20 protein-coding genes are annotated in these 21,650 nt (G+C 69.0%); 9 read left to right on the forward strand and 11 right to left on the reverse strand.

All coding sequences use genetic code 11. The features are described from left to right. The first annotated feature begins 121 nt into the window (after positions 1-121). From ACQP1O_RS03200 to ACQP1O_RS03210, 3 genes are all read left to right on the forward strand, one after another. Positions 122-1,003, forward strand: coding sequence for an oxidoreductase (locus ACQP1O_RS03200; RefSeq protein WP_433564415.1), 882 nt, complete (start codon positions 122-124; stop codon positions 1,001-1,003). A gap of 19 nt (positions 1,004-1,022) precedes the next feature. Next, on the forward strand, positions 1,023-1,385 hold the full coding sequence (locus ACQP1O_RS03205; protein WP_433564416.1) for a PH domain-containing protein: 363 nt from the start codon (positions 1,023-1,025) through the stop codon (positions 1,383-1,385). A gap of 251 nt (positions 1,386-1,636) precedes the next feature. Further along, complete coding sequence (locus ACQP1O_RS03210) at positions 1,637-2,734, forward strand: 3-deoxy-7-phosphoheptulonate synthase (protein WP_433564417.1); 1,098 nt, start codon at positions 1,637-1,639, stop codon at positions 2,732-2,734. A 128-nt stretch (positions 2,735-2,862) separates the two neighbouring features. On the opposite strand, the gene ACQP1O_RS03215 is transcribed toward ACQP1O_RS03210, so the two are convergent. Next, positions 2,863-3,444, reverse strand: a complete 582-nt coding sequence (locus tag ACQP1O_RS03215) for a GNAT family N-acetyltransferase (RefSeq protein ID WP_433564418.1) — start codon at positions 3,442-3,444, stop codon at positions 2,863-2,865. 96 nt (positions 3,445-3,540) lie between these two features. Between ACQP1O_RS03215 and sigJ the strand changes: the two genes are divergently transcribed. The 3 genes from sigJ (at position 3,541) to ACQP1O_RS03230 (ending at position 6,727) form a co-directional block, all read left to right on the forward strand. Further along, positions 3,541-4,470: an RNA polymerase sigma factor SigJ gene (sigJ, locus tag ACQP1O_RS03220; protein ID WP_433564419.1), complete on the forward strand. Its 930-nt coding sequence runs from the start codon at positions 3,541-3,543 to the stop codon at positions 4,468-4,470. 69 nt (positions 4,471-4,539) lie between these two features. Further along, positions 4,540-5,724, forward strand: a complete 1,185-nt coding sequence (locus tag ACQP1O_RS03225; protein WP_433564420.1) for a pyridoxal phosphate-dependent aminotransferase — start codon at positions 4,540-4,542, stop codon at positions 5,722-5,724. A gap of 358 nt (positions 5,725-6,082) precedes the next feature. Further along, a complete protein-coding gene (locus ACQP1O_RS03230; protein ID WP_433564421.1) occupies positions 6,083-6,727 on the forward strand; it encodes a LysE family translocator in 645 nt (214 codons plus the stop codon). A gap of 57 nt (positions 6,728-6,784) precedes the next feature. On the opposite strand, the gene ACQP1O_RS03235 is transcribed toward ACQP1O_RS03230, so the two are convergent. The 4 genes from ACQP1O_RS03235 to ACQP1O_RS03250 form a co-directional block, all read right to left on the reverse strand. Continuing rightward, on the reverse strand, positions 6,785-8,188 hold the full coding sequence (locus ACQP1O_RS03235; RefSeq protein WP_433564422.1) for a M1 family metallopeptidase: 1,404 nt from the start codon (positions 8,186-8,188) through the stop codon (positions 6,785-6,787). Between the two features lie 63 nt (positions 8,189-8,251). Continuing rightward, a complete protein-coding gene (locus ACQP1O_RS03240) occupies positions 8,252-8,890 on the reverse strand; it encodes a LysE family translocator (RefSeq protein ID WP_433564423.1) in 639 nt (212 codons plus the stop codon). Between the two features lie 63 nt (positions 8,891-8,953). Further along, the gene (locus ACQP1O_RS03245) at positions 8,954-9,622 is read right to left on the reverse strand and encodes a DUF3239 domain-containing protein (protein ID WP_379382956.1); all 669 of its coding nucleotides are present in this window, start codon (positions 9,620-9,622) and stop codon (positions 8,954-8,956) included. A 37-nt stretch (positions 9,623-9,659) separates the two neighbouring features. Next, positions 9,660-11,318, reverse strand: coding sequence for a DNA repair helicase XPB (locus ACQP1O_RS03250; protein WP_433564424.1), 1,659 nt, complete (start codon positions 11,316-11,318; stop codon positions 9,660-9,662). Positions 11,319-11,546: 228 nt separating this feature from the next. On the opposite strand from ACQP1O_RS03250, the gene ACQP1O_RS03255 reads away from it, so the two are divergent. Then, positions 11,547-13,175, forward strand: coding sequence for a cellulase family glycosylhydrolase (locus ACQP1O_RS03255; protein ID WP_433564425.1), 1,629 nt, complete (start codon positions 11,547-11,549; stop codon positions 13,173-13,175). 322 nt (positions 13,176-13,497) lie between these two features. Continuing rightward, complete coding sequence (locus ACQP1O_RS03260; protein ID WP_433564426.1) at positions 13,498-14,028, forward strand: LppU/SCO3897 family protein; 531 nt, start codon at positions 13,498-13,500, stop codon at positions 14,026-14,028. Between the two features lie 93 nt (positions 14,029-14,121). Here the strand turns inward: ACQP1O_RS03260 and ACQP1O_RS03265 are convergent, their stop codons facing one another. The 4 genes from ACQP1O_RS03265 to ACQP1O_RS03280 form a co-directional block, all read right to left on the reverse strand. Then, a complete protein-coding gene (locus tag ACQP1O_RS03265; RefSeq protein ID WP_433564427.1) occupies positions 14,122-16,479 on the reverse strand; it encodes a helicase-associated domain-containing protein in 2,358 nt (785 codons plus the stop codon). Positions 16,480-16,691: 212 nt separating this feature from the next. Further along, complete coding sequence (locus ACQP1O_RS03270; protein WP_356999003.1) at positions 16,692-16,880, reverse strand: hypothetical protein; 189 nt, start codon at positions 16,878-16,880, stop codon at positions 16,692-16,694. A 139-nt stretch (positions 16,881-17,019) separates the two neighbouring features. Further along, positions 17,020-17,652, reverse strand: a complete 633-nt coding sequence (locus tag ACQP1O_RS03275; RefSeq protein ID WP_433564428.1) for a transglycosylase family protein — start codon at positions 17,650-17,652, stop codon at positions 17,020-17,022. 443 nt (positions 17,653-18,095) lie between these two features. Then, positions 18,096-18,326: a hypothetical protein gene (locus tag ACQP1O_RS03280; protein ID WP_433564429.1), complete on the reverse strand. Its 231-nt coding sequence runs from the start codon at positions 18,324-18,326 to the stop codon at positions 18,096-18,098. Positions 18,327-18,507: 181 nt separating this feature from the next. On the opposite strand from ACQP1O_RS03280, the gene ACQP1O_RS03285 reads away from it, so the two are divergent. Continuing rightward, a complete protein-coding gene (locus ACQP1O_RS03285) occupies positions 18,508-18,951 on the forward strand; it encodes a cold-shock protein (RefSeq protein WP_364606729.1) in 444 nt (147 codons plus the stop codon). A gap of 74 nt (positions 18,952-19,025) precedes the next feature. Here ACQP1O_RS03285 and ACQP1O_RS03290 read toward each other — a convergent pair whose 3' ends face one another. Together ACQP1O_RS03290 and ACQP1O_RS03295 are read right to left on the reverse strand one after the other, a co-directional pair. Further along, positions 19,026-19,619 carry a DUF2771 family protein gene (locus tag ACQP1O_RS03290; protein ID WP_433564430.1) on the reverse strand — a complete coding sequence of 198 codons (594 nt, stop codon included), beginning with the start codon at positions 19,617-19,619 and terminating at the stop codon, positions 19,026-19,028. Positions 19,620-19,635: 16 nt separating this feature from the next. Continuing rightward, positions 19,636-21,366, reverse strand: a complete 1,731-nt coding sequence (locus ACQP1O_RS03295; RefSeq protein ID WP_433567568.1) for an MFS transporter — start codon at positions 21,364-21,366, stop codon at positions 19,636-19,638. Positions 21,367-21,650 lie beyond the last annotated feature (284 nt).

Below are 21,650 nucleotides of genomic sequence, written 5' to 3' on the forward strand. Positions count from 1 at the left end.
TCGACGGCGCGGCGGACACGCCGCGCCGGAGCGCCCCCGGGGGCGTCGGCAAATTTCGAATCCGGGAGCGGTTCGCGCCGACATCAGACGAGTATGCCGCCGCGCCCCTAGACTCGATCCCGTGAGTGGTTGGGACATCTCCGACATCCCCGATCAGGCGGGCCGGACGGTCATCGTGACCGGCGCCAACAGCGGGCTGGGCGCGGTCACCGCGCGTGCGCTCGCCGGTGCCGGGGCGCGCGTGATCATGGCGTGCCGCAATGAGGTCAAGGCGCGGGCCGTCGCCGACGAGATCGGCCCCAATGCCCAGGTGCGCCGGCTGGATCTGGCCGACCTGACCTCGATCCACGAGTTCGCCGACTCCGTCGACGGCGCCGACGTGCTGATCAACAATGCGGGCGTGATGGCGGTGCCGCTCAAGCGCACCGCCGACGGCTTCGAAATGCAGATCGGCACAAACCACCTCGGTCATTTCGCGCTGACCGGGCTGCTGCTGGACAAGATTCGCGACCGGGTGGTCACGCTCTCCAGCGGTATGCACGCCATCGGCCGCATCGACCTCGAGGATCTCAACTGGGAGCGCCGCTCCTATCAGCGCTGGGCCGCCTACGGGCAGTCCAAGCTGGCCAATCTCATGTTCGCGCGGGAACTGCAGCGCCGGCTGACGGCCGCCGGATCCACCAAGGTGTCGGTGGCCGCGCATCCCGGCTACGCCGCCACCGAGCTGCAGGGGCACACCGAGTCCCTGTACGACACGCTCATGTCCATCGGCAACCGGCTGTTCGCGCAGAGCGCCGAAATGGGCGCGCTGCCAACGCTGTTCGCCGCCACCACGGAGGTCGAGCCGGGTGGCTTCTACGGCCCGACCGGGCTGCGCGGCATGCGCGGCTACCCCGGGCCCAGCACCTCCACCGCCGCCTCCAGGGACGAGGTGATGGCGCGGCGGCTGTGGGAGCTGTCCGAGCAACTGACCAAGGTCACCTATCCGTTCGTTCGCCGCTGACCCGGAGGCCGGGGAACTGATGAGCATTCCATTCGACCGGCGGGATCAGCTCGACAAGATCCAGCAGGGGCTGCTGCCGGGTGAACAGATCCTGGCCGTGTACGACGCCATCGGGGTGGGCACCGGATTCCTGGGGCTCACCGACCGGCGCGTCGTCATCCAGGACAACTCGTTCGTCGGGAAGAAGATCGCCATCACGAGCATCCCGTACGCGCGGATCTCCAGCGTCAGCATCCTGACCAACAAGTCGTTCGCGGGACAGTTCTTCTCCTCCGGGCACATCGCCATCAGCACCGGGCACCACACCTACGAGGTGGAGTTCCGGGGCGACGAGAAGACCCGCCACGTGCACGATGTGATCCTGCACTACATCCTGCGCTGACCTTGGCCGTCCCAGTGCGTGGGACGCTCATCCCATCGAACGTGTCCCACGCCACAGGCACGAACCGGGATCTCTGGTACAGTCCGGGACATGCAGCGTGTGTATTTCTGGTTTAGCGAGCCGGCCCCGGGTGGGTCGCGCGGCGTGAACCTGCGCTGACATACTCCACCCCGAGCCGGACGAAAACAGACCGGCTCCAAGGGGTTTCGAAGGAACTCTGCACGGGTCGGCCTGGGACAGGAAACCCACCCATGACCACCAACGCCGATCTCGACAAACGGCATGTCGATCTGGACGATCAGCGCACACTCAATGTGAGCCCGCTGAGATCGCCCCGCGAGATCCGTGCCGCCCACCCGATCGACGACACCCTCGCTGACACCGTGCGCGCGGGCCGCAAGGCCACCGTCGACGTGCTCAATGGTTCCGACGACCGCCTGATGGTGATCGTCGGCCCGTGTTCGGTGCACGACACCGACGCCGCCATGGACTACGCGCGCCGGCTCGCCGCCAAGGCCGCCGAGCTGGACGACCGGCTGCACGTGGTGATGCGCGTCTACTTCGAGAAGCCGCGCACCACGCTGGGCTGGAAGGGTCTCATCAACGACCCGCACCTGGACGGCAGCTTCGACATCAACACCGGCCTGGACCTGGGCCGTCGCCTGCTGGTCGACATCACCGCGCTGGGGCTGCCGGTGGCGTGCGAGTTCCTGGACCCGATCACCCCGCAGTACATCGCCGACCTGGTCGCCTACGGCGCGATCGGCGCCCGGACCGCCGCCAGCCAGGTGCACCGGCAGCTGTCCTCGGCGCTGTCCATGCCGGTCGGCATCAAGAACGGCACCGACGGCGACGTGCAGGTCGCGGTGGACGGCGTGCGCGCCGCGGCCGCCTCGCACGTCTTCCCCGGCACCGACCTGGACGGGCGTTCCGCGCTCATCCGCACCGCGGGCAACCCGGACTGCCACGTCATCCTGCGCGGCGGCAGCAACGGCCCCAACTTCGACGCCGCCTCCTGCGCGGAAGCCCTGCTGCGCCTGGAGAAGTCGTCGCTGCCGGAGCGGCTGGTCGTGGACGCCTCGCACGGCAACTCCAACAAGGACCACAACAAGCAGGTCGACGTCGTCACCGATCTCGCCGAGCGCATCGCGGCGGGCGAGGACACCGTGGTCGGTCTCATGATGGAGTCCTTCATCGTGGCGGGCCGCCAGGACCTCACCCTCGGCCACCCGGAGGAGCTCACCTACGGGCAGTCCATCACCGACGCCTGCATCGACTGGGACACCACCGCGGCCCAGCTCGACCGGCTCGCCGACGCCGTCACCCGCCGTCGAGAGGCCCGCGGCTAGACGACCCGGCCACCTGACCAGCACCCGCTCGTCGCGAGTTCACCTCGCGTGGAACGAGTCCGGGGTGCACACTGTGTTCGGCGCACACCCAGTCCGGCGGGTGTGCGCCGAACACGTTTCCGGGTGTGTCAGACACCCTCGGGCCAGTGCGGGCTGGGCGTCGTGGGGTCGTCGCGCAGGCGGCCCGCCACCCAGGTGTCGCGGCGGACGCCGCGCTGGAGCGAGCCGCCGCGCAACAGTCCCTCGTAGTGGTAGCCGGCGCGGCGGGCCACCGCGGCGGAGGCGTGATTGCCGACGAAGGCACGCCACTCCAGCCGCTCGAAGGCCAGCCCGGCGGGATCCAGTCCCGCCGCGGTGACCAGGAGCGCGGCCCTGGTCATCAGGCCCTCGCCGCGGGCGGCGGGGGTGAGCCAGAAACCGATCTCGGCGGTGTCCTCGTCCCGCCGGCGATTGGGCAGGGTCAGGCCGATCATGCCGACCACCGGCCCGTCCGCGGCGCGGCGCGGCGCCCAGATGGGGCTGCGGGTGACCCAGCCGGGGCCGACGATGTCGTAGATGAACTTCTCGGCGTCGGCGCGGTGATAGGGGACCGGCATGGTGGTCCAGGCGCCGATGGACGGTTCCTGACACAGGGCCGTGATGGCGTCGATGTCGGAAACTGCGGGCGGCGACAGCCGGACCACGCCGTCGGAGAGGAATTCCGCGTCCATGCGGCCATGCTGTCACGGAAACGTGCGCGGGCACAGCGGGTTCTGGCCACCGGGGCGGTGACGAGGCTGTCGTAGCCCGGCCGTAGGATCGATCCGATGGTTGCCGCTCTCCTTGCCGACTTGTTCGAAACGCATCGGTCGCATCTGCTCTCGGTGGCCTACCGGCTCACCGGCAGCGTCAGCGACGCCGAGGACGCGGTGCAGGAGAGCTGGCTGCGGCTCGCGGTGGCCCGCCAATCCGAGATCGAGGATCTGCGTGCCTGGCTCACCACGGTGGTCGGCCGCATCTGCCTGGACCGGCTGCGCAGCGCCGCCGTCCGGCGGGAAAAGTATGTGGGGCAATGGCTCCCGGAGCCCGTGGTCAGCGCGGTGACGCCCTCCAGCGCCCCGGACCCGCTGGCGGCCGTAGTGCGCAAACAGGAATTCCGCTTCGCCGCCCTCGTGGTGCTGGACACTCTGACCCCGCCGCAGCGCGTGGCATTCGTTCTGCACGACGGCTTCTCGCTGCCGTTCAGTGAAATCGCCGACATCCTGAGCATTTCCGTGGACTCCGCGCGACAGCTGGCCACCCGGGCCCGCAAGGCGGTCGCGGCCGCGCCCGCCCCGGTCACCGACGACGAGCACAATGTCGCGGTGCAGCGGCTGCTCGCCGCGCTGGGCAGCGGCGACGTCGACGCCGTCGTGGCCGCGCTGCACCCGGACGTGCGCACCATGGGTGACGGCGGCGGCGCCGTGTCCACCGCCATCAATGTGGTTGCGGGCGTGGACAAGAACGTCCGCCTCTGGCTGGGCCTGTGGCGCCGATTCGGGCTCTTCGACGCCGAGCACATCGGACCCGCCCGGCTACTCGAACCGGTCCTGGTCAACGGGCAGTGGGGAATCCTCGCGCACGCGATCCCGGCCGAGAACGGGTCCGCCGGGAACCCGCAGCGCGTGTACGCCTTCACCGTGCGCGAGGGCCGGGTGTGGGGCGTCTACGACGTGGTGAACCCCGCCAAGCTGACGGGCATCCGGCTGCCGCAGTGAACCGCGGCCCTTCGCTGTGAGGTAAATCACTGTCGAAGGCTGTTTTCGTCGATGGATTAGGCTCCGGACATGCCGCGCATTCCCACCGTCGCCCGACTGCAGCCCTTCGCGTCGACGATCTTCGCCGAGATGACCGAACTCGCCGTGCGCCACGGTGCGGTCAACCTCGGTCAGGGTTTTCCGGACAGCGACGGCCCCGCGGGCATGCTCGAGGTGGCGCGGCAGGCCATCGCCGACGGGTTCAACCAGTACCCGCCCGGCCGCGGCGTGCCCGTCCTGCGGCAGGCCATCGCCGCCGACCGCGCCCGCCGCTACGGCACCCACTACGACCCGGACACCCAGGTGCTGGTCACCGTCGGCGCCACCGAGGCCATCGCGGCCACCGTGCTCGGACTGGTCGAACCCGGCGAGGACGTGGTGCTCATCGAGCCCTACTACGACTCCTACGCCGCCGCCATCGCGCTGGCCGGGGCACGGCGCCGCACCGCGCGGCTGGTGCCCGACGGCGACGGCTTCGCCCTCGACCTGGACAGCCTGCGCGCCGCCATCACTCCGAAAACCCGTCTGCTGCTGGTGAATTCGCCGCACAACCCGACCGGGACCGTGCTCTCGCGCGCCGATCTCGCCGCCATCGCGGACATCGCCATCGAACACGACCTGTACGTCATGTCGGACGAGGCGTACGAGCACCTCTACTACGACGGGCACGAGCACATCAGCCTTTCCACACTGCCCGGCATGTTCGAGCGCACCATCGTGATCTCCAGCGCCGCCAAGACATTCAGCGTCACCGGCTGGAAGATCGGCTGGGCCTGCGCGCCCGCCCCGCTGCTGGACGCGGTGCTCGCGGCCAAGCAGTTCCTCACCTTCGTCGGCGGCGGGCCGTTCCAGCCCGCGGTCGCGCACGCGCTGAACACCGAGCAGCAGTGGGTGGCCGCGCTGCGGGACACGCTGTCGGAGAAGCGACTTCGGCTCTCGGCCGCGCTCGCCGACGCCGGGTTCGGGGTGAAGCGCAGTGACGGCACCTATTTCGTGTGCGCCGACATCACGCCGCTGGGCGCGACCGACGCCTACGCCTTCTGCAAGGAGTTGCCCGAACGCCTCGGCGTGGCCGCGGTGCCGGTGAGCGTCTTCGCCGATGACAAGGCCGCCTGGAACCACATGGTGCGCTTCACCTTCTGCAAGAAGGAGGAGACCATCGCCGAGGGTGTCCGCCGCCTGCGCGCGGGCCACAACGCGGAAGCGGTCCGCTAGCGCAGCGCGGAAGCGGGCGAGGACGGGGTGATCGTCGGGTCCGGGCCTACGGCATCGATCACGACGATCTCAATCTGATCCAGCGGCGGCCAGACGGCCGGCGGCCGGGCCGGGACGTCGCCGGGGTTGTCGTGCGAGCGGCCGCCGACGGCACCGGGCCCGCGGTTGGTGCGCGCGTCGTTTGCTATCTCGGCTGGGAGGGCTGGGCCGAGCGTATCCCCGTCCCCGTGAAACGCATTGCCGGGCGACGCGCGTGGTCGATTCAGGACGGGCGCAGCTCGGTGGCTCGGGGTTCGGGGTCCAGATGGTGGTGAGTGGACCGCGACAGCGGGCGGGTGGGGCTCGGAGAATTGGCCGGGTGATCGAGACGAGTGCGGTGCTGGGAGTGGCCGCGGCGGCGCTGGGGCTGGTGCTCACGCCGGGGCCGAACATGATGTATCTGGTGTCGCGGACCGTGTCGCAGGGGCGGCGGGCCGGGCTGGTGTCACTGGCGGGGGTGGCGGTCGGGTTCGGGGTGTATCTGGCGGCGGCGACCGCGGGGATCACCGCGGTGTTCGCCATGGTGCCGGCGCTGTATCTGACGCTGAAGGTGGCGGGGGCGGTGTACCTGCTCCATCTGGCGTGGAAGACGTTCCGGCCCGGCGGGGTTTCGCTGTTCACGCCGACGGAGCTGCCCGCGGATCCGACGCGGCGACTGTTCACCATGGGTCTCGTCACCAATCTGCTGAATCCGAAGATCGCGATCCTCTACATGGCGCTCATTCCGCAGTTCGTGGTGCCCGCGCACGGGCGGGTGTGGCTGCAGAGCCTCTGCCTGGGCGCGGTGCAGATCAGCATCGCCATCACGGTGAACGGGTTGATCGTGCTCAGCGCGGGCGCCATCTCGACCTTCCTGGCGCGGCGGCCGCTCTGGCTGCGCGCACAGCGGTTCGCCACCGGCTCGGTGCTCGGCGCCATGGCAGCGCTGGTGCTGTCGGACCGTACCCGCCCGCTTCCGGCCTGACCGGATCGCGGTCGCCGACGCGGTGGCCCGCCGCGAATTCCCGCGGCGGACAACGCCTCACGCGCGCAGGCTGCCGGGGTAGAGGAACTCGTCGGCGGGACGGTCGGTGCGGTCGAGCCAGGCGGTGAAGAAGCCCTTCAGGTCGTGGGGTGTGCGGGTCTGCATGAACGCGCGGAACTCGGGCATGGACGCATTGCCGTACGTGTGCCCCATGACGAAGTCGCGCACTGCCGGGAAGAAGGCGTCATCACCCATGATGCGGCGCAGCGCGTGCAGGAACAGCGGGCCGCGGTAGTAGACGGAGGTGAATTCGCTGCCCTTGCCGGGGTTCTGGAGCGGGATCTCCCAGAACTTCGGGTCGTCATGGTATTTCGCGACCGTCTCTCGGTACTCGGCATCGACGTCCTTGCCGTCCTTGCGTTCCGGCCACAGGTAGTCGGCGGTGTAGCTGGCGAAGCACTCGTTCAGGCAGACGTCCGACCACTGCTTCACCGACACGGAGTCGCCCCACCACTGATGGGTGATCTCGTGCACCACGGTGCCCAGATCGGTCCAGGGGGCGTAGATGGGCCGCGACTGGGTCTCCAGCGAGAAATGCAGATCGGTGTCGACGTAGATGCCGCCCCCCGTGTCGAACGGGTACGGCCCGTACAGCTGCTCCTGGAAGTCCAGGATCTCCGGCAGCCGCGACTCCACCTCCCTGGCCTTCGACGCGTCCGGCGCGAACGCGCTCAGCAGTGGAGTTCCATTGGCGCGCCGCTGTTCCAGGAACTGGAACCGGTCGATGGCGATGGTGGTGAGATACCCGACCACCGGCTGGCGCATCTCCCAGGAGACGGTGCGGACCGCGCCCTGCACGGTGTCGGATACCTTGTCGCCGTTGGACATCACCTCCCACTCCTGCGGCACGGTGGCGTGCAGCGTGAAAGTCGCCTTGTCCAAGGGCGTGTCGTTGAGCGGGTACCAGGCGCTCGCCGAATGCGGTTCGCCCGCAACGAAAGCCCCGCCACTGGGCGAGAACACCCAGCCGGCGCCATCGGTGCCGGTCGCCGCGCCCGCGTACTCCACCTGCACGGTGAACGGCAGGCCGGGCAGCAGCGGGATCAGGGGCGTGACGACCAGTTCGTGCTCATCGGTGCGGTCGAACCAGGCCGGCAGGCCGTTGACCGTCACCTTGGAGACCTCCGGCCCGCTGTAATCCAGATCGAACGTCCGCAGCGCCTGCGTGGCCACCGCGTCGATCCGGGTCGACCCGGTCAGCTGATGGGACGGCGGATCGTAGGAGATGGTGACGTCGTAATGGCCGGCGTGATAGCCGCCATTGCCGTCCATCGGATAGTAGGGATCGCCCAGCCCGGGCGAGCCGGCGAGCGGGTCACCCGAATCCGCCTGCGCGGGAGCCGCATTCGCGCCCGCCAGCAGTACCGCCCCCACCGCCAGGTACCGCCAGTTCCGCCTCATGCCCTGCACCGACCCCTTTCCGTGATCGACCGCCGACCAGCCCGATGCTAATCGGCGCACCCCTCAGTTACCGCTGCCCGACACGGCGACGCTCGCGCCCAGTCCGATGATCATCACTCCGCCCGCGCCGCCGACCACCTCCAGCCGCTTGGGCGACCGGGCGAACCAGTTCCGCGCGGTACCCGCCAGCACGGCGTAGATCGAGTCCGAGATCAGCGCGACCACCAGGAACAGCCCGCCCAGGATCAGCATCTGCACCGGGACCGCGCCCGCCTTCGGCGCCACGAACTGCGGCAGCACCGCGGAGAAGAAGATGATGGCCTTCGGATTGGTCAGCCCGACCAGCACCGCCTGGCGCAGCACCCGGCCGTTCTCCATGGGTTCGACCTTCGCCTCGAAGGCCTCGCGCAGTGAACGCCGTTCCCGGACGGCCTGGATGCCCAGGTAGATCAGGTACAGCGCGCCGGCCAGCTTCACGATCGAGAGCGCGATGGCCGAGGCGGCGAGAATGGCGCCCAGTCCGGCGGCCACCAGCCCCAGGATCACCATGACGCCGACCGAATGGCCCAGCACCGACAGCAGTGCCGCGCGGCGCCCGTAGGTCAGCGCCCGGCCGATCACGAAAAGCACGCCGGGACCAGGAATTATGACAATGACGATGGATGCGACGAGAAACGCCAGCATATTCGCGGCGGGAATCATCCGATCATTCTATTTTCGGCGGCCGCGCCTGTCGCCCGGATTGTTGCCTGTCGCCCGGATTGTTCAGCCGCGCAGTTCTTCCGGCAGCTGCTGCGGGTCCAGCAGCAGGCGCTTGGCGTCCGCGCCGCGCACCTTGGTGGCCAGGTCCAGATTGTCGGTGAGCAGCTTCCACTCCACCTCGTTGATGGCGCCGCGGGCCCGCTCGATGATGTTCAGATCCCGGGTGCCCCAGGCAATGGGCATGGCGCTCACCGACTGCCACAGATCCCCGACCGGGCCGGGCGCGCGGTCCACCCGCACGGTCACCGCGGGCACGCGCTCCCCGGCCCGGGCCCGATGCCCGGGTAGTGAGCGGACCGTGCGGGTCACCAGCGCGTAGCGGGGCCCCGCGGTATTCGGCTTGGCCAGATCGACCAGGGCCAGCAGGGTGGCCCCGTTCCCGTGGGTCTCCGACACCACCGCGGGCACCAGATCGCCGGCGGCGTACAGCTTGTCCACCCGGCCGCGATGCGGCGTCCAGTACCCGATGAACAGCGCGGTCACCGCGGCGAGCAGGAACGCCACCGCCAGCAGCCAGGACCAGGGGTGGTTCACCCAGATCAGGAATGCCGTGCCCAGTCCCAGCCCGACGGCCGCGCTGTACGCCCAGATGCGAAGCCGCCGCAGGTACGCGACGACCTCGTTGACCGCCCGGGCATGGTCGCGATCCACCGCGAATTCGAAGCGCCGCACGTACGTCCCTCCCGCCTTATGGAGGCTCTTCCTCCACTTATCCTATCGTCGGCCCCAGCAGGTCGTCCGCATCGGTGATGCGATAGGCATACCCCTGCTCCGCCAGGAAACGCTGCCGGTGCGCGGCATACTCGGCGTCCAGCGTGTCACGTGCGACCACGGAATAGAAGTGAGCTTGGCCGCCGTCGTGTTTGGGGCGCAACAGCCGTCCGAGCCGCTGCGCCTCCTCCTGCCGCGACCCGAACGTGCCCGAAACCTGCACCGCCACCGAGGCTTCCGGTAGGTCGATGGAGAAATTGGCCACCTTCGACACCACCAGCACCGGGATCTCGCCGCGGCGGAAGGCGTCGAAGAGCTCCTCGCGCTCCCTGGTGCGGGTGGAACCCTGGATGACCGGCGCGTTCAGATGCTCGCCCAGTTCGTCCAGCTGATCCAGGTAGGCCCCGATCACCAGGCTCGGCGCGTCCTGGTGCCGGGCCAGGATCGATTCCACCACCGGCAGCTTGGTGCGCGCGGTGGAGCACAGCTTGTAGCGCTCCTCCGGCTCGGCGGTCGCGTAAGTCATGCGCTCGGCGTCGGTCAGGGTGACCCGCACCTCGATGCAGTCCGCGGGCGCGATCCAGCCCTGCGACTCGATGTCCTTCCACGGCGCGTCGTAGCGCTTGGGGCCGATCAGCGAGAACACATCGCCCTCGCGGCCGTCCTCGCGGACCAGGGTGGCGGTCAGTCCGAGTCGGCGGCGCGACTGCAGGTCGGCGGTCATGCGGAAGACGGGGGCGGGCAGCAGATGCACCTCGTCGTAGATGACCAGGCCCCAGTCCCGGCTGTCGAAGAGCTCGAGATGCCGGTACTCGCCCTTGGTCTTGCGGGTGATGACCTGGTACGTGGCAATGGTGACCGGGCGGATCTCCTTGCGCTCACCGGAGTATTCGCCGATCTCGTCCTCGGTCAGCGAGGTGCGGGCCAGCAGCTCGCGCCGCCACTGCCGCCCGGCCACGGTATTGGTGACCAGGATCAGCGTGGTGGCCTTCGCCTTGGCCATGGCCGCCGCGCCCACCATGGTCTTGCCCGCGCCGCAGGGCAGCACGACCACGCCGGACCCGCCCGCCCAGAAGGATTCCGCGGCCATTTCCTGATAGTCGCGCAGATGCCACTCGCTGGACTCGTAGTCCAGGTTGATCTCGTGGGCCTCGCCGTCCACGTACCCGGCGAGATCCTCGGCGGGCCAGCCGATCTTGAGCAGCATCTGCTTGATGCGCCCGCGCTCGGACGGATGCACGACCACCGTGTCGTCGTCGAGGCGCGCGCCCAGCATGGGCTGAATCTTCTTGTGCCGCAGCACTTCTTCCAGCACCGCGCGATCCAGGCTGACCAGCACCAGTCCGTGCGCGGGATGCTTGACCAGCTGCAGCCGCCCGTAGCGGGCCATGGTGTCGACGATGTCCACCAGCAGTGGCTGCGGCACCGCGTACCGGCTGTGGCTGACCAGCGCGTCCACCACCTGCTCGGCGTCGTGCCCGGCCGCGCGGGCGTTCCACAGCGCGAGCGGCGTCACCCGATAGGTGTGCACATGCTCGGGCGCGCGCTCCAGTTCCGCGAACGGCGCGATGGCCTGCCGCGCCGCATCGGCCGACTCGTGGTCGACCTCCAGCAGCAGCGTCTTGTCGCTCTGCACGATGAGTGGACCGTCGGTCACGACACCTCCTGGCTTTGTCCGAGCCCGAATGGGCCTGGTCCATTCTCCAGGAAGCCACCGACAAAGCCACGTGACCTGCGTCCTTTTCGCTAAGGGCGCACGTGACCGGCCGGGGAATGGCTGATCGATCTCGTGAAAACGGTCAAGCCCCGAGTTTCGGTGGCTACGATCACTCAAAACTTGGACGGATGTCCATTTGGACGATTGACCTGAAAGAACTGAACAAGGATGCCGATACACAGGACCACCACGGCCCGGATCGGGCGCGGACGCGCCGGACGCTGGATCCGCGGACTGCTCACCGCCGCACTGGCGGGTGCGCTGATCGCGCCCGCCGCCGTAGCCCAGGCCGCGCCCGAGGGCTCCGCGCTCGCGCGGCTCCATACCGACGGCGCGCGGTTCGTCGACGACAGCGGCCGCGTCGTCCTGCTGCACGGGGTCAACAATGTCGACAAGGAGCCGCCCTTCCTCGAACCCGGCGACGGCCTCACCGTCACCGCCGACGATGCGGCGCTGCTCGCGCGGCACGGTTTCAACACCGTGCGCCTCGGCGTCTCCTTCGACGCGCTCATGCCGACCAAGGGTGTGGTCGACACCGCCTACCTCGATCGTGTCGCCGGCGTGGTGGACACCTTGGCGCAGTACGGGATTCACACCCTGCTCGACAACCACCAGGACGGACTCTCGAGCATCTGGGGCGGCAACGGCTTTCCCGAGTGGGCCATCCACGCGCGGCCCAGCGGCCTGGAGCCCAATGTCGGCTTCCCGTTCTACTACCTGATGCCCAGCATGAACTCCGGCTGGGACGAGGTCTGGAACAACAGTTACGGAGTGCTCGACTACCTGGGTGACGCGCTCGGGGCGCTCGCGGCGCGGGTGAGCGGACACCCGGGCGCGCTGGGCATCGAACTGCTGAACGAGCCGTGGCCGGGTTCGGCCTTCCTGTCCTGTTTCCCGAACGGCTGTCCGGGCTTCGACGTCAAATACCAGGCGGCCATGCAGAAGCTGACCGATGCCGTGCGCGGCCGCAATGGCGACCTCATGGTGCTGTGGGAACCCAATGTCACCTGGAACGAGACCATGCCCACCAATCTGGGCAAGAATCCGCCGATCAGCGCGCCCGACATCGCCTTCGCCCCGCACGACTACTGCGTCCCGAGCCAGCTCGCCATCTATTCGGGACTGCCCGCCTTCCTGCGCGGTCTGTGCCCGGTGCAGCAGGCCAAGACCTGGGGCAATATCGACGCCTTCACCGCCCGCACCCAGTTGCCCACCCTGGTCACCGAATTCGGTGACGGCGACGCGTCCGTACTGAGCAATACCCTCAGCCGCGCCGACGAGCGCTTCGTCAGCTGGCAGTACTGGGCCTACACCTCGCGGTTCGGCGCGGGCGGGCCGAAGCCGGACCCCTTCCTCGGGGATGTCGGCAAGCAACTGGTGCGGACCTATCCGCAGGCCACCGCCGGCACGCCGGGGCGGATGATCTTCGATCCCGACACCGGTGACTTCGCCTACCGGTACACCCCGCGCCCGGCGAGTGGGCCGACCGAGATCTACGTGTCCGATGTGCACTATCCGAACGGGTACGCGGTACGGGTCGACGGCGGCCATGTCACCTCTGCGGCGGGTGCCCGGGTGGTCACGGTGGAGGCGGATGCCTCGACGCCCGTGACCGTCTATGTCAACCGGCCGGGCTCGAAGGGCGCGACCGTGCCGAGTGGTCCGATCGGGACCGGTTCCGCGGACAGTGGTTCGGCGAGCGGCTCGGCCGACAGTGGTTCGGCGAGTGGCTCGGCCGACAGTGGCTCGGCCAGTGGTTCGGCGGGCACCGGATCGGGGACCGGTTCGGCGCACTGATGCGCGAAACCCGTTGATGTGCTTATGTAACGAGTCGAGGGTGGGGAGCGACACAGGGCGCAGGGACAATGTTGGACCTGCGCCCAGTTTGATCCGATCGAGAGGTACAGACCGTGAACGCCTTCAGCCTGCAGTTGCTCAATGCCCTCCCCACCATCCTCGTGAACCTCTCGTGGCTGGGCATGCGCGGGCTGTCCATGCTGCACTGAGAAAATCATGCGGTTCTGATATAACCCCCATGTCGGATGCGCGTGCAGGCGGCACACAGGTATTCTCACCGCGTTCACAGCCGTGAATTGTTCGGTGAGAAAGGTTTTCGCTAGTGAAGTTCGCAGGAACGAGGACGCTGGTGCGCCTCGTACTCGCCCTCGTGGCGGTGGCCGTGGCCGTGCTGGCCGTTTCCGGCTGTTCGATGCTCAAGGACGCCAGTAAGTCCGACACCGCCAAGTCCAAGGTGGGCGACTGCATCAACGTCATCGAAGGCTCGGCCACCGACTCGAAGACGGCCCCGGTCGACTGCTCCGACCAGAAGGCGGTGTACAAGGTCGCGGCGGTCTACGACAAGAAGACCGACTGCAAGGAGGAGGAGACCTCCTACGAGGAGTCCCTCAATGGCGGCACCACCGCGTTCCTGTGCCTGAGCCCGAACTTCAAGGAGGGCGCCTGCTACAACGAGAGCCCGTCCACCGGCTACAAGTACGTGGCGTGCACGGCTCCCGAGGCGTCCTTCAAGGTGCTCAAGCGGATCGAAGGCCAGGACGACGAATTCGCCTGTGACGCCAGCACCGCCACCAGCTTCCGCATCATTCACGACCCGAAGACCACGTTCTGCCTGGGCAGCCCGAAGGGGTAGCCCAGCGCTCGGGACTTGCGGCCCGGTACGCGGACGACATGACGAATGTCGTTCGGGTACCGGGCTTTTCCTGTTCGAGGGCGACCGAGGCCGCTATTCCACCAGGGCGACCGAGGCGATGCGGTGCAGTGTGAAGTGGCGGACCGCACCGGTGACCGGATCCAGGGCGTCCAGCTGGCCGCCGCCGACCTTGAGCGGTTCGACCACGCGCTGGGTGGCGACGCCCTGGGCGTCCACGTAACCGATGTGGACGGGGCGGCGGGTGCGGGCGGCCAGCTGCAGCAGGTTGAGGGTGGCGGCGGTGCTGGTGCGGGATCCGTCGGAGCGCACCGCCTGGCCGGGGCGGACATTGGCGGCGCGTTCGCCCGCGCGGAGTTCGGCGACCAGGGATTCGAGCTGTTCGGCGCTCGGCGGGTTGGGCCGCCAGTTCGGGCGCTGCTGGCCTCGCGCGGACAGGCGGGCCCCGCGGGGGCGCAGGTCGACGATGGCGCCGGACGAATCCTCGCCCGCCGGGCTGAAACCCGCGGCGCGCAGGCGCTCCAGCACCTCGCCCAGCGGCGCCTGTGAGATGGCGACGGTCGGGGCCACGGCGCGCAGCGCGAGTTCGCCGGCCACGGGCGCGGCCAGCACCTCTGCCAGCAGCGTCGGGTCCTCACTGCGCAGGAAGCTCTGCGCCATGCCCGCGCGCAGGCGTCCATGGCGGCGGGCCACATCGTCGATGAGATAGGTCAGCGACTGGGGGACCGGGGTGCGGGAGTGCGTGATGAACAGATTGTGCAGTTCCGCGGCTGTCGCGCCCGCGTCCAGCGCCCGGCGCACCGAGGTCTCGCTGATGCGGTAAACCGTTGCGGCGCCCGCGGATTCGACATCGGCGACCATGGCGACCCGGTCCTGGAGTTCCGGGGTGAGCGGACCGGGCGCGATGACCGTCAGATCCGCCTGCACCAGGACGTGGTCCACCGGCTCCGGCAGCGCGATCGCCATCTCCGATTCGGCGTCCTCGGGACTGCCGTGCAGCAGGGCCCGGCCCGCCGAGCTGACGGCCCCGCGCGCCACCAGCCCGAGCGCCTCGGCCTCGGCCAGCGTGTTCGCCACCGCCTCCAGCCGGTAGTGCCGTCGCCGGCGCGGCTGTCGCCAGGCCAGGATCCGGCCCAGGTCGGCGGCGGAAATCTCGGTGCCGGGCGGGAATTCGGCCAGCACGCCCAGCACGGCGTGCCGGTCGCGAACGGCGTGCACATACCGCAGCTCCGCCGACAGCGCGGCCAGGGGCTTGTCATTGGCGTCGCGCAGGCCGATCATCCACGGGAACCGATCCAGGTCCAGCCAGGCCTGCGCCAGCACCGTCCAGCGCCGCGGCGGCACCACCGCGAGCCAGGCGTCGGCGGTGGTGGTGGGCGTCCAGTAGTCCTCGGCACCGTCGCTGTCGGGCGCGGGTTCGGGAGTGCCCTTGCCGATCAGCCGGGCCGCGGTGAGGATTTCGGCCAGCAGGCCGACCCGGTTCTCGTCGATGCCGGTCTGCTTGGCGACGCGGCGCAGCTCGCGGACGCCGAGACCGCCGGAGCGCAGCACCGGGGCGGGTGACCCGCCCAGCGCGTCCAGCACGGCCGCGCTGTGCCGCAGCAGTTCTCCCACCTCGCCCGCGGCCACCGCATTGATGTCGGCGGGAGCGTGCTTGGTCGAATCCGGGTGCGGCGGCACCAGCGCATGCGGATCGCTGACCGGCTCGTTGCGCAGCACCTGCCCGACCGAGGCCGGCAGCTCCACGGTCTCCTCGTCGATCCAGTTCAGCAGCCGATGCGCCAGCAGCCGCTGCACCGGGCGCTCGGAGGGGGTGCCGGGCGCGGCATCGCGGGTCCGCCCGCGCGGGCCGGTGCCGGCCAGCTTCTCCAACAGAGTCCGCTCCTGCGGAGTGGACGCGGCCAGGGCCGCCGTGATCTCGGGTTCGGTGAGCGAGTCGGGCAGTTCGGTGGTACTGCCCAGCGGCCACGGGAGGGCCTCCTGGGCGGCGGGTGTGACGCGCAGGGCGGTATCCGGACCCCAGACGAGGGCGCGGGCGCGCAGCTTCTGCAGCGCGGCATTGACCGTGGCCGCCGGTACCCGGTCCGAAAGCAGCTTGCGCAGGGTCTTGGCGGGCAGTGGCACACCGCGGCCGCCGTCTCCGGCTCCTTGCACCACAAGGGTTTCGATGACGGCGAAGTCGAGGGTGTCCAGCTCGTCGCCCGCGCGCAGCACCGAGGCGCGCTGTTCGGTCCGCGCGGCCAGCACGGCCATCGAACCGGGCAGGGGGACGGCCAGATCGGGCCGCAGCTGCAGCAGCGTCACGAGATCCGCGTCGCTGCGCTTGGAAAGCCATTCGGCCAGAGTCACATCCGCGCGGGCGGCGGATTTCGCGGACTTGGCGGGACGGGCGGCCGCGTCGGCGGTCGTGGCTGGGGTGGGGAGGTCGGTCACTTCACCCGATCCATCGGGCAGCCGGCATGTCGGGGAATGCCGTGGCGCGGTTCATCGGGCACGGTGCGGACGCGGTTCAGCGGCCGCCGCGGCGACCAGGCGGTAGGTGGGGCTGCTGGCGTTGTGCCCGCCCCGCGGGCCTGTGGTCGTATACGCGGCGGCCGCCCGGGAACGAGCGCCGTTAACCGCATGGTTGTCGGTCGTGCGTCGGATCAGCGGTTGACGATGGTGTGCGGGTGCACGTAGGGCAGCTGATCGGCCGGCAGCGGGAACTCGGTGTCCTCGCCGTAAGGGGACAGACCACCGGAACGGGTCGACGAGAGTTCGGTGACCGCGTGATCGCCATTGGCCATGTCCGGCCAGCCATTGTCGACATAGGGTTTGTTCGATTTGTTCACCACGCGCCCATTCTGGCATGCGGCCATCGGGACCGCCCCCTCCGGCACTGCGTTAAGAGCAACGCGGGCAATCGGACACGCAGAAACGCCGAATGCCCCGCATCGGCATTGATGCGGGGCATTCCGAAGAGGGAACGAGTTGCTACTGGGGCAGCAGGCCCTTGTTCGCCTCGAAGAAGTTCACGATGCTGGGGTCCAGCTTGGTGCCGTTGGCCTTGGTGGCGTTGAGGAAATCCAGTGCGGGCTGCGGGATGTTGACGCCCTGCGACTGGGCGACCGCGATGGCGCGGTCCACCGCCTGGAAGACTTCCTGGGTGCCGTCCGAGCCGCTGCCGGGGCCCGCCTGCTGCGGGTTCCACTGGGGGGTGTCCGAGGTCGCGGGCGCGGGGGCGGTCCGCGGCGTGGATCCGCTGGTCAGGCCGAGGCTCGAGGAGCAGGTGGGCCAGGCGCCCCAGCCCTGTGTGGCGAGCACCTTCTCGGCGACCGCGATCTGCTGCTCGCGGCTGGCCTGGTTGGCGGTGGGGGCGTATTCGCCGCCGCCCGCTGCGTTCCAGGTGCCGGGCGAGAACTGCAGCCCACCCTGGAAACCGTTGCCGGTGTTGATGCCCCAGTTGCCGCCGGCTTCGCACTGTGCGAGGCGATCCCAGTCGGAGTCGGGTGCCGCGCTGGCGTTACCTGCCATGGCCACTCCGGCGCCGCCGAGAGCGATGCCCGTCAGGGCAACCTTGGCGACAGTGCGGCCGGTGTTGGTCGGCTTGCGATGGCGTCCACTCATTTTCGGGTCTTTCCTCTCGTACGCGCCTGCGAGGCCGACTACCGGGGTCGAACTGAGAGGTCGTCCGGCCCGGCGCACTGGATGTGCGCTGTTCCTCGTCTTCGCCCCTTTTCTCCAGTTGGGGGTCCGGTACCCGCGGGGCGAAGTTCGGTGCGGCGGGCCGGTGGCGCCGGGCTGACCCGGCGAGGAAGACACTACGACGACCGCCGCCAAAAATCACCATTTGGTAACCGCTGTGTCTGTCCGGGTCGCCAACCGGCGCAAGGGGTTCCGGATGGCTTCTTCGCAGGTGGTCACGGCGAGTCCCCGCCGATAGGCGTCTGTCACCGCTCTGTGACCTTCTCGTTATGTGACAAAGATCACACACATGCTCGGGTAACGAACTGGGCAATCTCCGTGCCGCCGCCCGCGTGTCGGCAGACTCCCGATCCCGACCCGGACGGTCAGCGGGAACGGCGGCCCGACCAGAGCGCGTAGACCACCGCGAGCAGGAAGCCCAGCGGCGCGCACATGGCGAGCAGATACAGCCACAGGCCCGGCTTCGCATCGGTCAGCAGATGCACGCCGAAGATCGCGAACACCGCCAGCAATCCAATCGCGAACAGGCCCAAGGCGATATACAGCAGCCAGCTCGCGGAACCGCGAGGGGCCTGCTTGGAAGAAGTGTCGGACACCTCTGAACCGTAAAACTGATGTGCTTGCGCTATTCGCACCGGGGTAGACTCGGTGTCAGTCGCGTCCTGCATAGCTGTGTGGGGCGCGTTCTTTTCGCAAAAGGAAAGGTCGCCGGCGCATGCGCCGGCGACCACGAATGTGCCCGGCTGCCCGGGCTTGAATGACGAACGGGTGAGCGCAGTGCCGACCGGCAAGGTGAAGTGGTACGACGTCGAAAAGGGCTTCGGCTTCCTTTCCCAGGATGAGGGTGAGGACGTCTATGTTCGATCGTCGGCGCTGCCCGATGGCGTGGAGGCCCTCAAACCGGGCCAGCGCGTCGAATTCGGAATGGCGGCGGGTCGCCGTGGCCCGCAGGCGCTTTCGCTGAAGCTGCTGGAGACCCCCTCGCTGCGCGAGGAGCGCGGCGGCCGTGGCGAGCGCGGCGACCGTCGCGGCGGCGGGCGCAATGACGCCCCCATCAACCGCAAGAGCCCCGACGAGCTGCACGGCCTCATCGAGGACATGATCACGCTGCTGGAGACCAAGGTGCAGCCGGATCTGCGCCGCGGCAAGTACCCCGACCGCAAGACCGCCCAGCGCATCGCCGAAGTGGTGCGTGGCGTGGCGCGGGAGCTCGACCACTAGGTCGTGACGAGAAGTCAACGGGCCCCGGTGATTCCATCACCGGGGCCCGTTGCGTTGTTGCGGCAGGCGGGATCTCAGCTGAAGAGCGCGGGGTCGAACGCGGGGGTGTGCAGCGCCCAGATCCCGCGGGAGATGACGCCCTCGTTACCGTTCTCGTCACGGGCGGGAATCGGCAGATGCAGTTCCATGATGGCCAGGCGCACGTGCTCGGTCGGCGGGGTCTTGATGGTCAGGGTGAGCGGCTTGTCGTACTTGGGATCCTTATCCCGCTCCGGCTTGCCCGACAGCCGCCAGGGCTGCTTGTAGGTCAGGACCTCCGCGTCGACCGTGTTGTTCGGCAGGCGGTAGCCGATCAGCATCTCCCACGGCGCGTCGGCGACCTCCTTGGGCAGCGAGATCTGCACCGTCGCGCCCGGGGGCACATCGAGATCGGAGACGGACTGGGTGGAATTGCACTTGCCGATCGCCAGCCGGTCCTTCGACACCTCGAGGTCGCAGTACAGGAACGGATTCACCGACACCGACTTCCCGTGCGCGTACGCGGTGATCTGCGGATCCGGCTTGGTGGTGTGGCGGGCGATGACAACGATCGCGGCGAAATAGGCCACTGCCACCACGACTAGAACCGCCAGCAGAGCGATGATCGTGCGGGCTTTGGATTGGTTCACCGGGGCTTCCTGTCCGTCACTGGGTGGGTTCCCCCGCGCCGTGCGCGGCGGGGATCTCCTGCTTGGCGTGCTGAGGTCGGTTACCGCCCAAACCGGGCAGCAGCGAATGACCACGGTAGCTGACCACGGTTTGGATCAAGCCCAGCGCCATCACCGACGAGACCACGGTGAAACCGATCCACCAGGTCGGCGGCAGCATCACACCCATCGCACCGCCGATCACCCAGGAAAGCTGCAGCACGGTCTCGGAGCGGCCGAAACCGGAGGCGATGGATTCGGGTGGGAGATCGTCCTGGATGGAGGCGTCGAGCGAGACCTTGGCCAGGGCACTCGCGCCCGAGGCGATCAGGGTGGCGATCGCGGCGCCCATCAGGTTGCCCATCACCGCTGCCAGCACCGCGACGCCGACGCACGCTGCGGTGCAACTGACCACGATCAATTGCGGGCGGCCGAGTTTCATACGCGCGCCGGAGGCATTGCCCGCGAAATTGCCGATACCCGCGGCCACGACGATGACGCCCAGCATCGCCACCTGTTGCACGGCCCGGTGCTCGGTGGACTTGGCGACGAATGCACCGTAGAAGGTGAGGAAGCCGGTCAGGATTCGTACGGTGCTGTTGCCCCACAGCCCGGTCACCACCGAACGGCCCAGGGGCTGACGGCGTTTGCTCGGCTGCACCGTGTCGGCCCGACTCGGGTCCAGCACCTCGGTGCGGGCGTCGTTGCCGTGATAGCCGAGGGTGGCCGGGACCTCGCCCTCGGTGACCTCCACCCAGGATGGGATGCGCAGGCTCAGGATCATTCCGGCCGCCGCCAGCGCCGCGGCGAACAGCAGCGCACCGGTGGAGCCCGCGACCTTGGCACAAAGCGCGGCCACCGCACCGGCGCCCATGGTGCCGCCGACGAGGCCGAACACGGTGAGCCGGGAGTTGGTGCGCACCAGGTCGATTCCCGGTGGCAGGACACGCGGCGTGACTGCGGACTTCAGCACCGAGAACGACTTGCTGAGGATCATCATGCACAGCGCGAGCGGGTACAGCGCCCAGTTGTCGATATTGAAGATGAGCAGCCCGGCGATGAACACCCGAAGCGCGAACGAGCCGGCCAGCGCGACCCGGCGACCGCGTTGCAGCCGGTCCAGCATGGGGCCGATGACCGGGGCGATCACCGCGAACGGGGCGATCGTGATCAAGAGGTACAGCGCCACTTTGGTTTTGGACTCCGCCGTGGCGCTCGCGAAGAACAGCGTGTTGGCCAGGGCCACCGCGATCGCGGCGTCGGTGGCGAAGTTGGCCATGGTGGCGTAGATCAGCGCGGTGAGACCCGACTCCTCGGCCCCGTCGGCCTTGGCGGCGCGCTGGAAGGTCGCGAAACCGCTCTGCGTCAGCTCGATGCTGCGGCGTGCCGCGACCCGGGTGACGGTCAGCTTGCGGGGCGGCTTGTGCAGCCCGCCGCTGTCCTGGGCATCCGGGTCGGCCTCGTGCGAAAACGATTGCGTGTGAGCCGCTTCCTGGTGCGGAGGTTCGGTGTGCGCCCGCCGCGTGTTGTCGGGGCGCGTCGGATGACCCTGATCGCGGTGTGCGGGCGGCGCGGATTCCGGCTCGTGCGATCGGGATCGGGACGCGGACTCCGCGTCGTACCGTTCGGAGTCGTGCGAGCGCGAGGGCTTCGGGTCGTGACTACGTGGCTCGTGGCGGTGCGAGCGCTTGGGCTCCGGGAAGTTTCCGGACTCCGGGTCGTAGCGCACCCGTCGCGTGGTGCCGAAGTCGTGCGGCCGCTGCCACGTTTCCGGCTCGCTCGCAGTTCCGTTGGGCGGCTGGGTCTCGTACGGCCGAGTCGGCGGGTTGTCCTTGGCCCTGTCATCCGTTGCGGCCTTGTCATGGCGGCGGCGCGCCCAGCGCGAGGTCCGGCCCTCCGGTTCGCGCGGCGGTTCGCCACCTGAGCTGCGCGGAGATTCGCCACGCGACCTCGACGGCCGGTCGGTGGGACGCGCGGACGTACGCCGGGCCAGGAATTCCGGCACTTCGCTCT

It is taken from the genome of Nocardia sp. CA-151230, assembly GCF_050942175.1.
In the GTDB taxonomy this organism is placed as follows: domain Bacteria; phylum Actinomycetota; class Actinomycetes; order Mycobacteriales; family Mycobacteriaceae; genus Nocardia.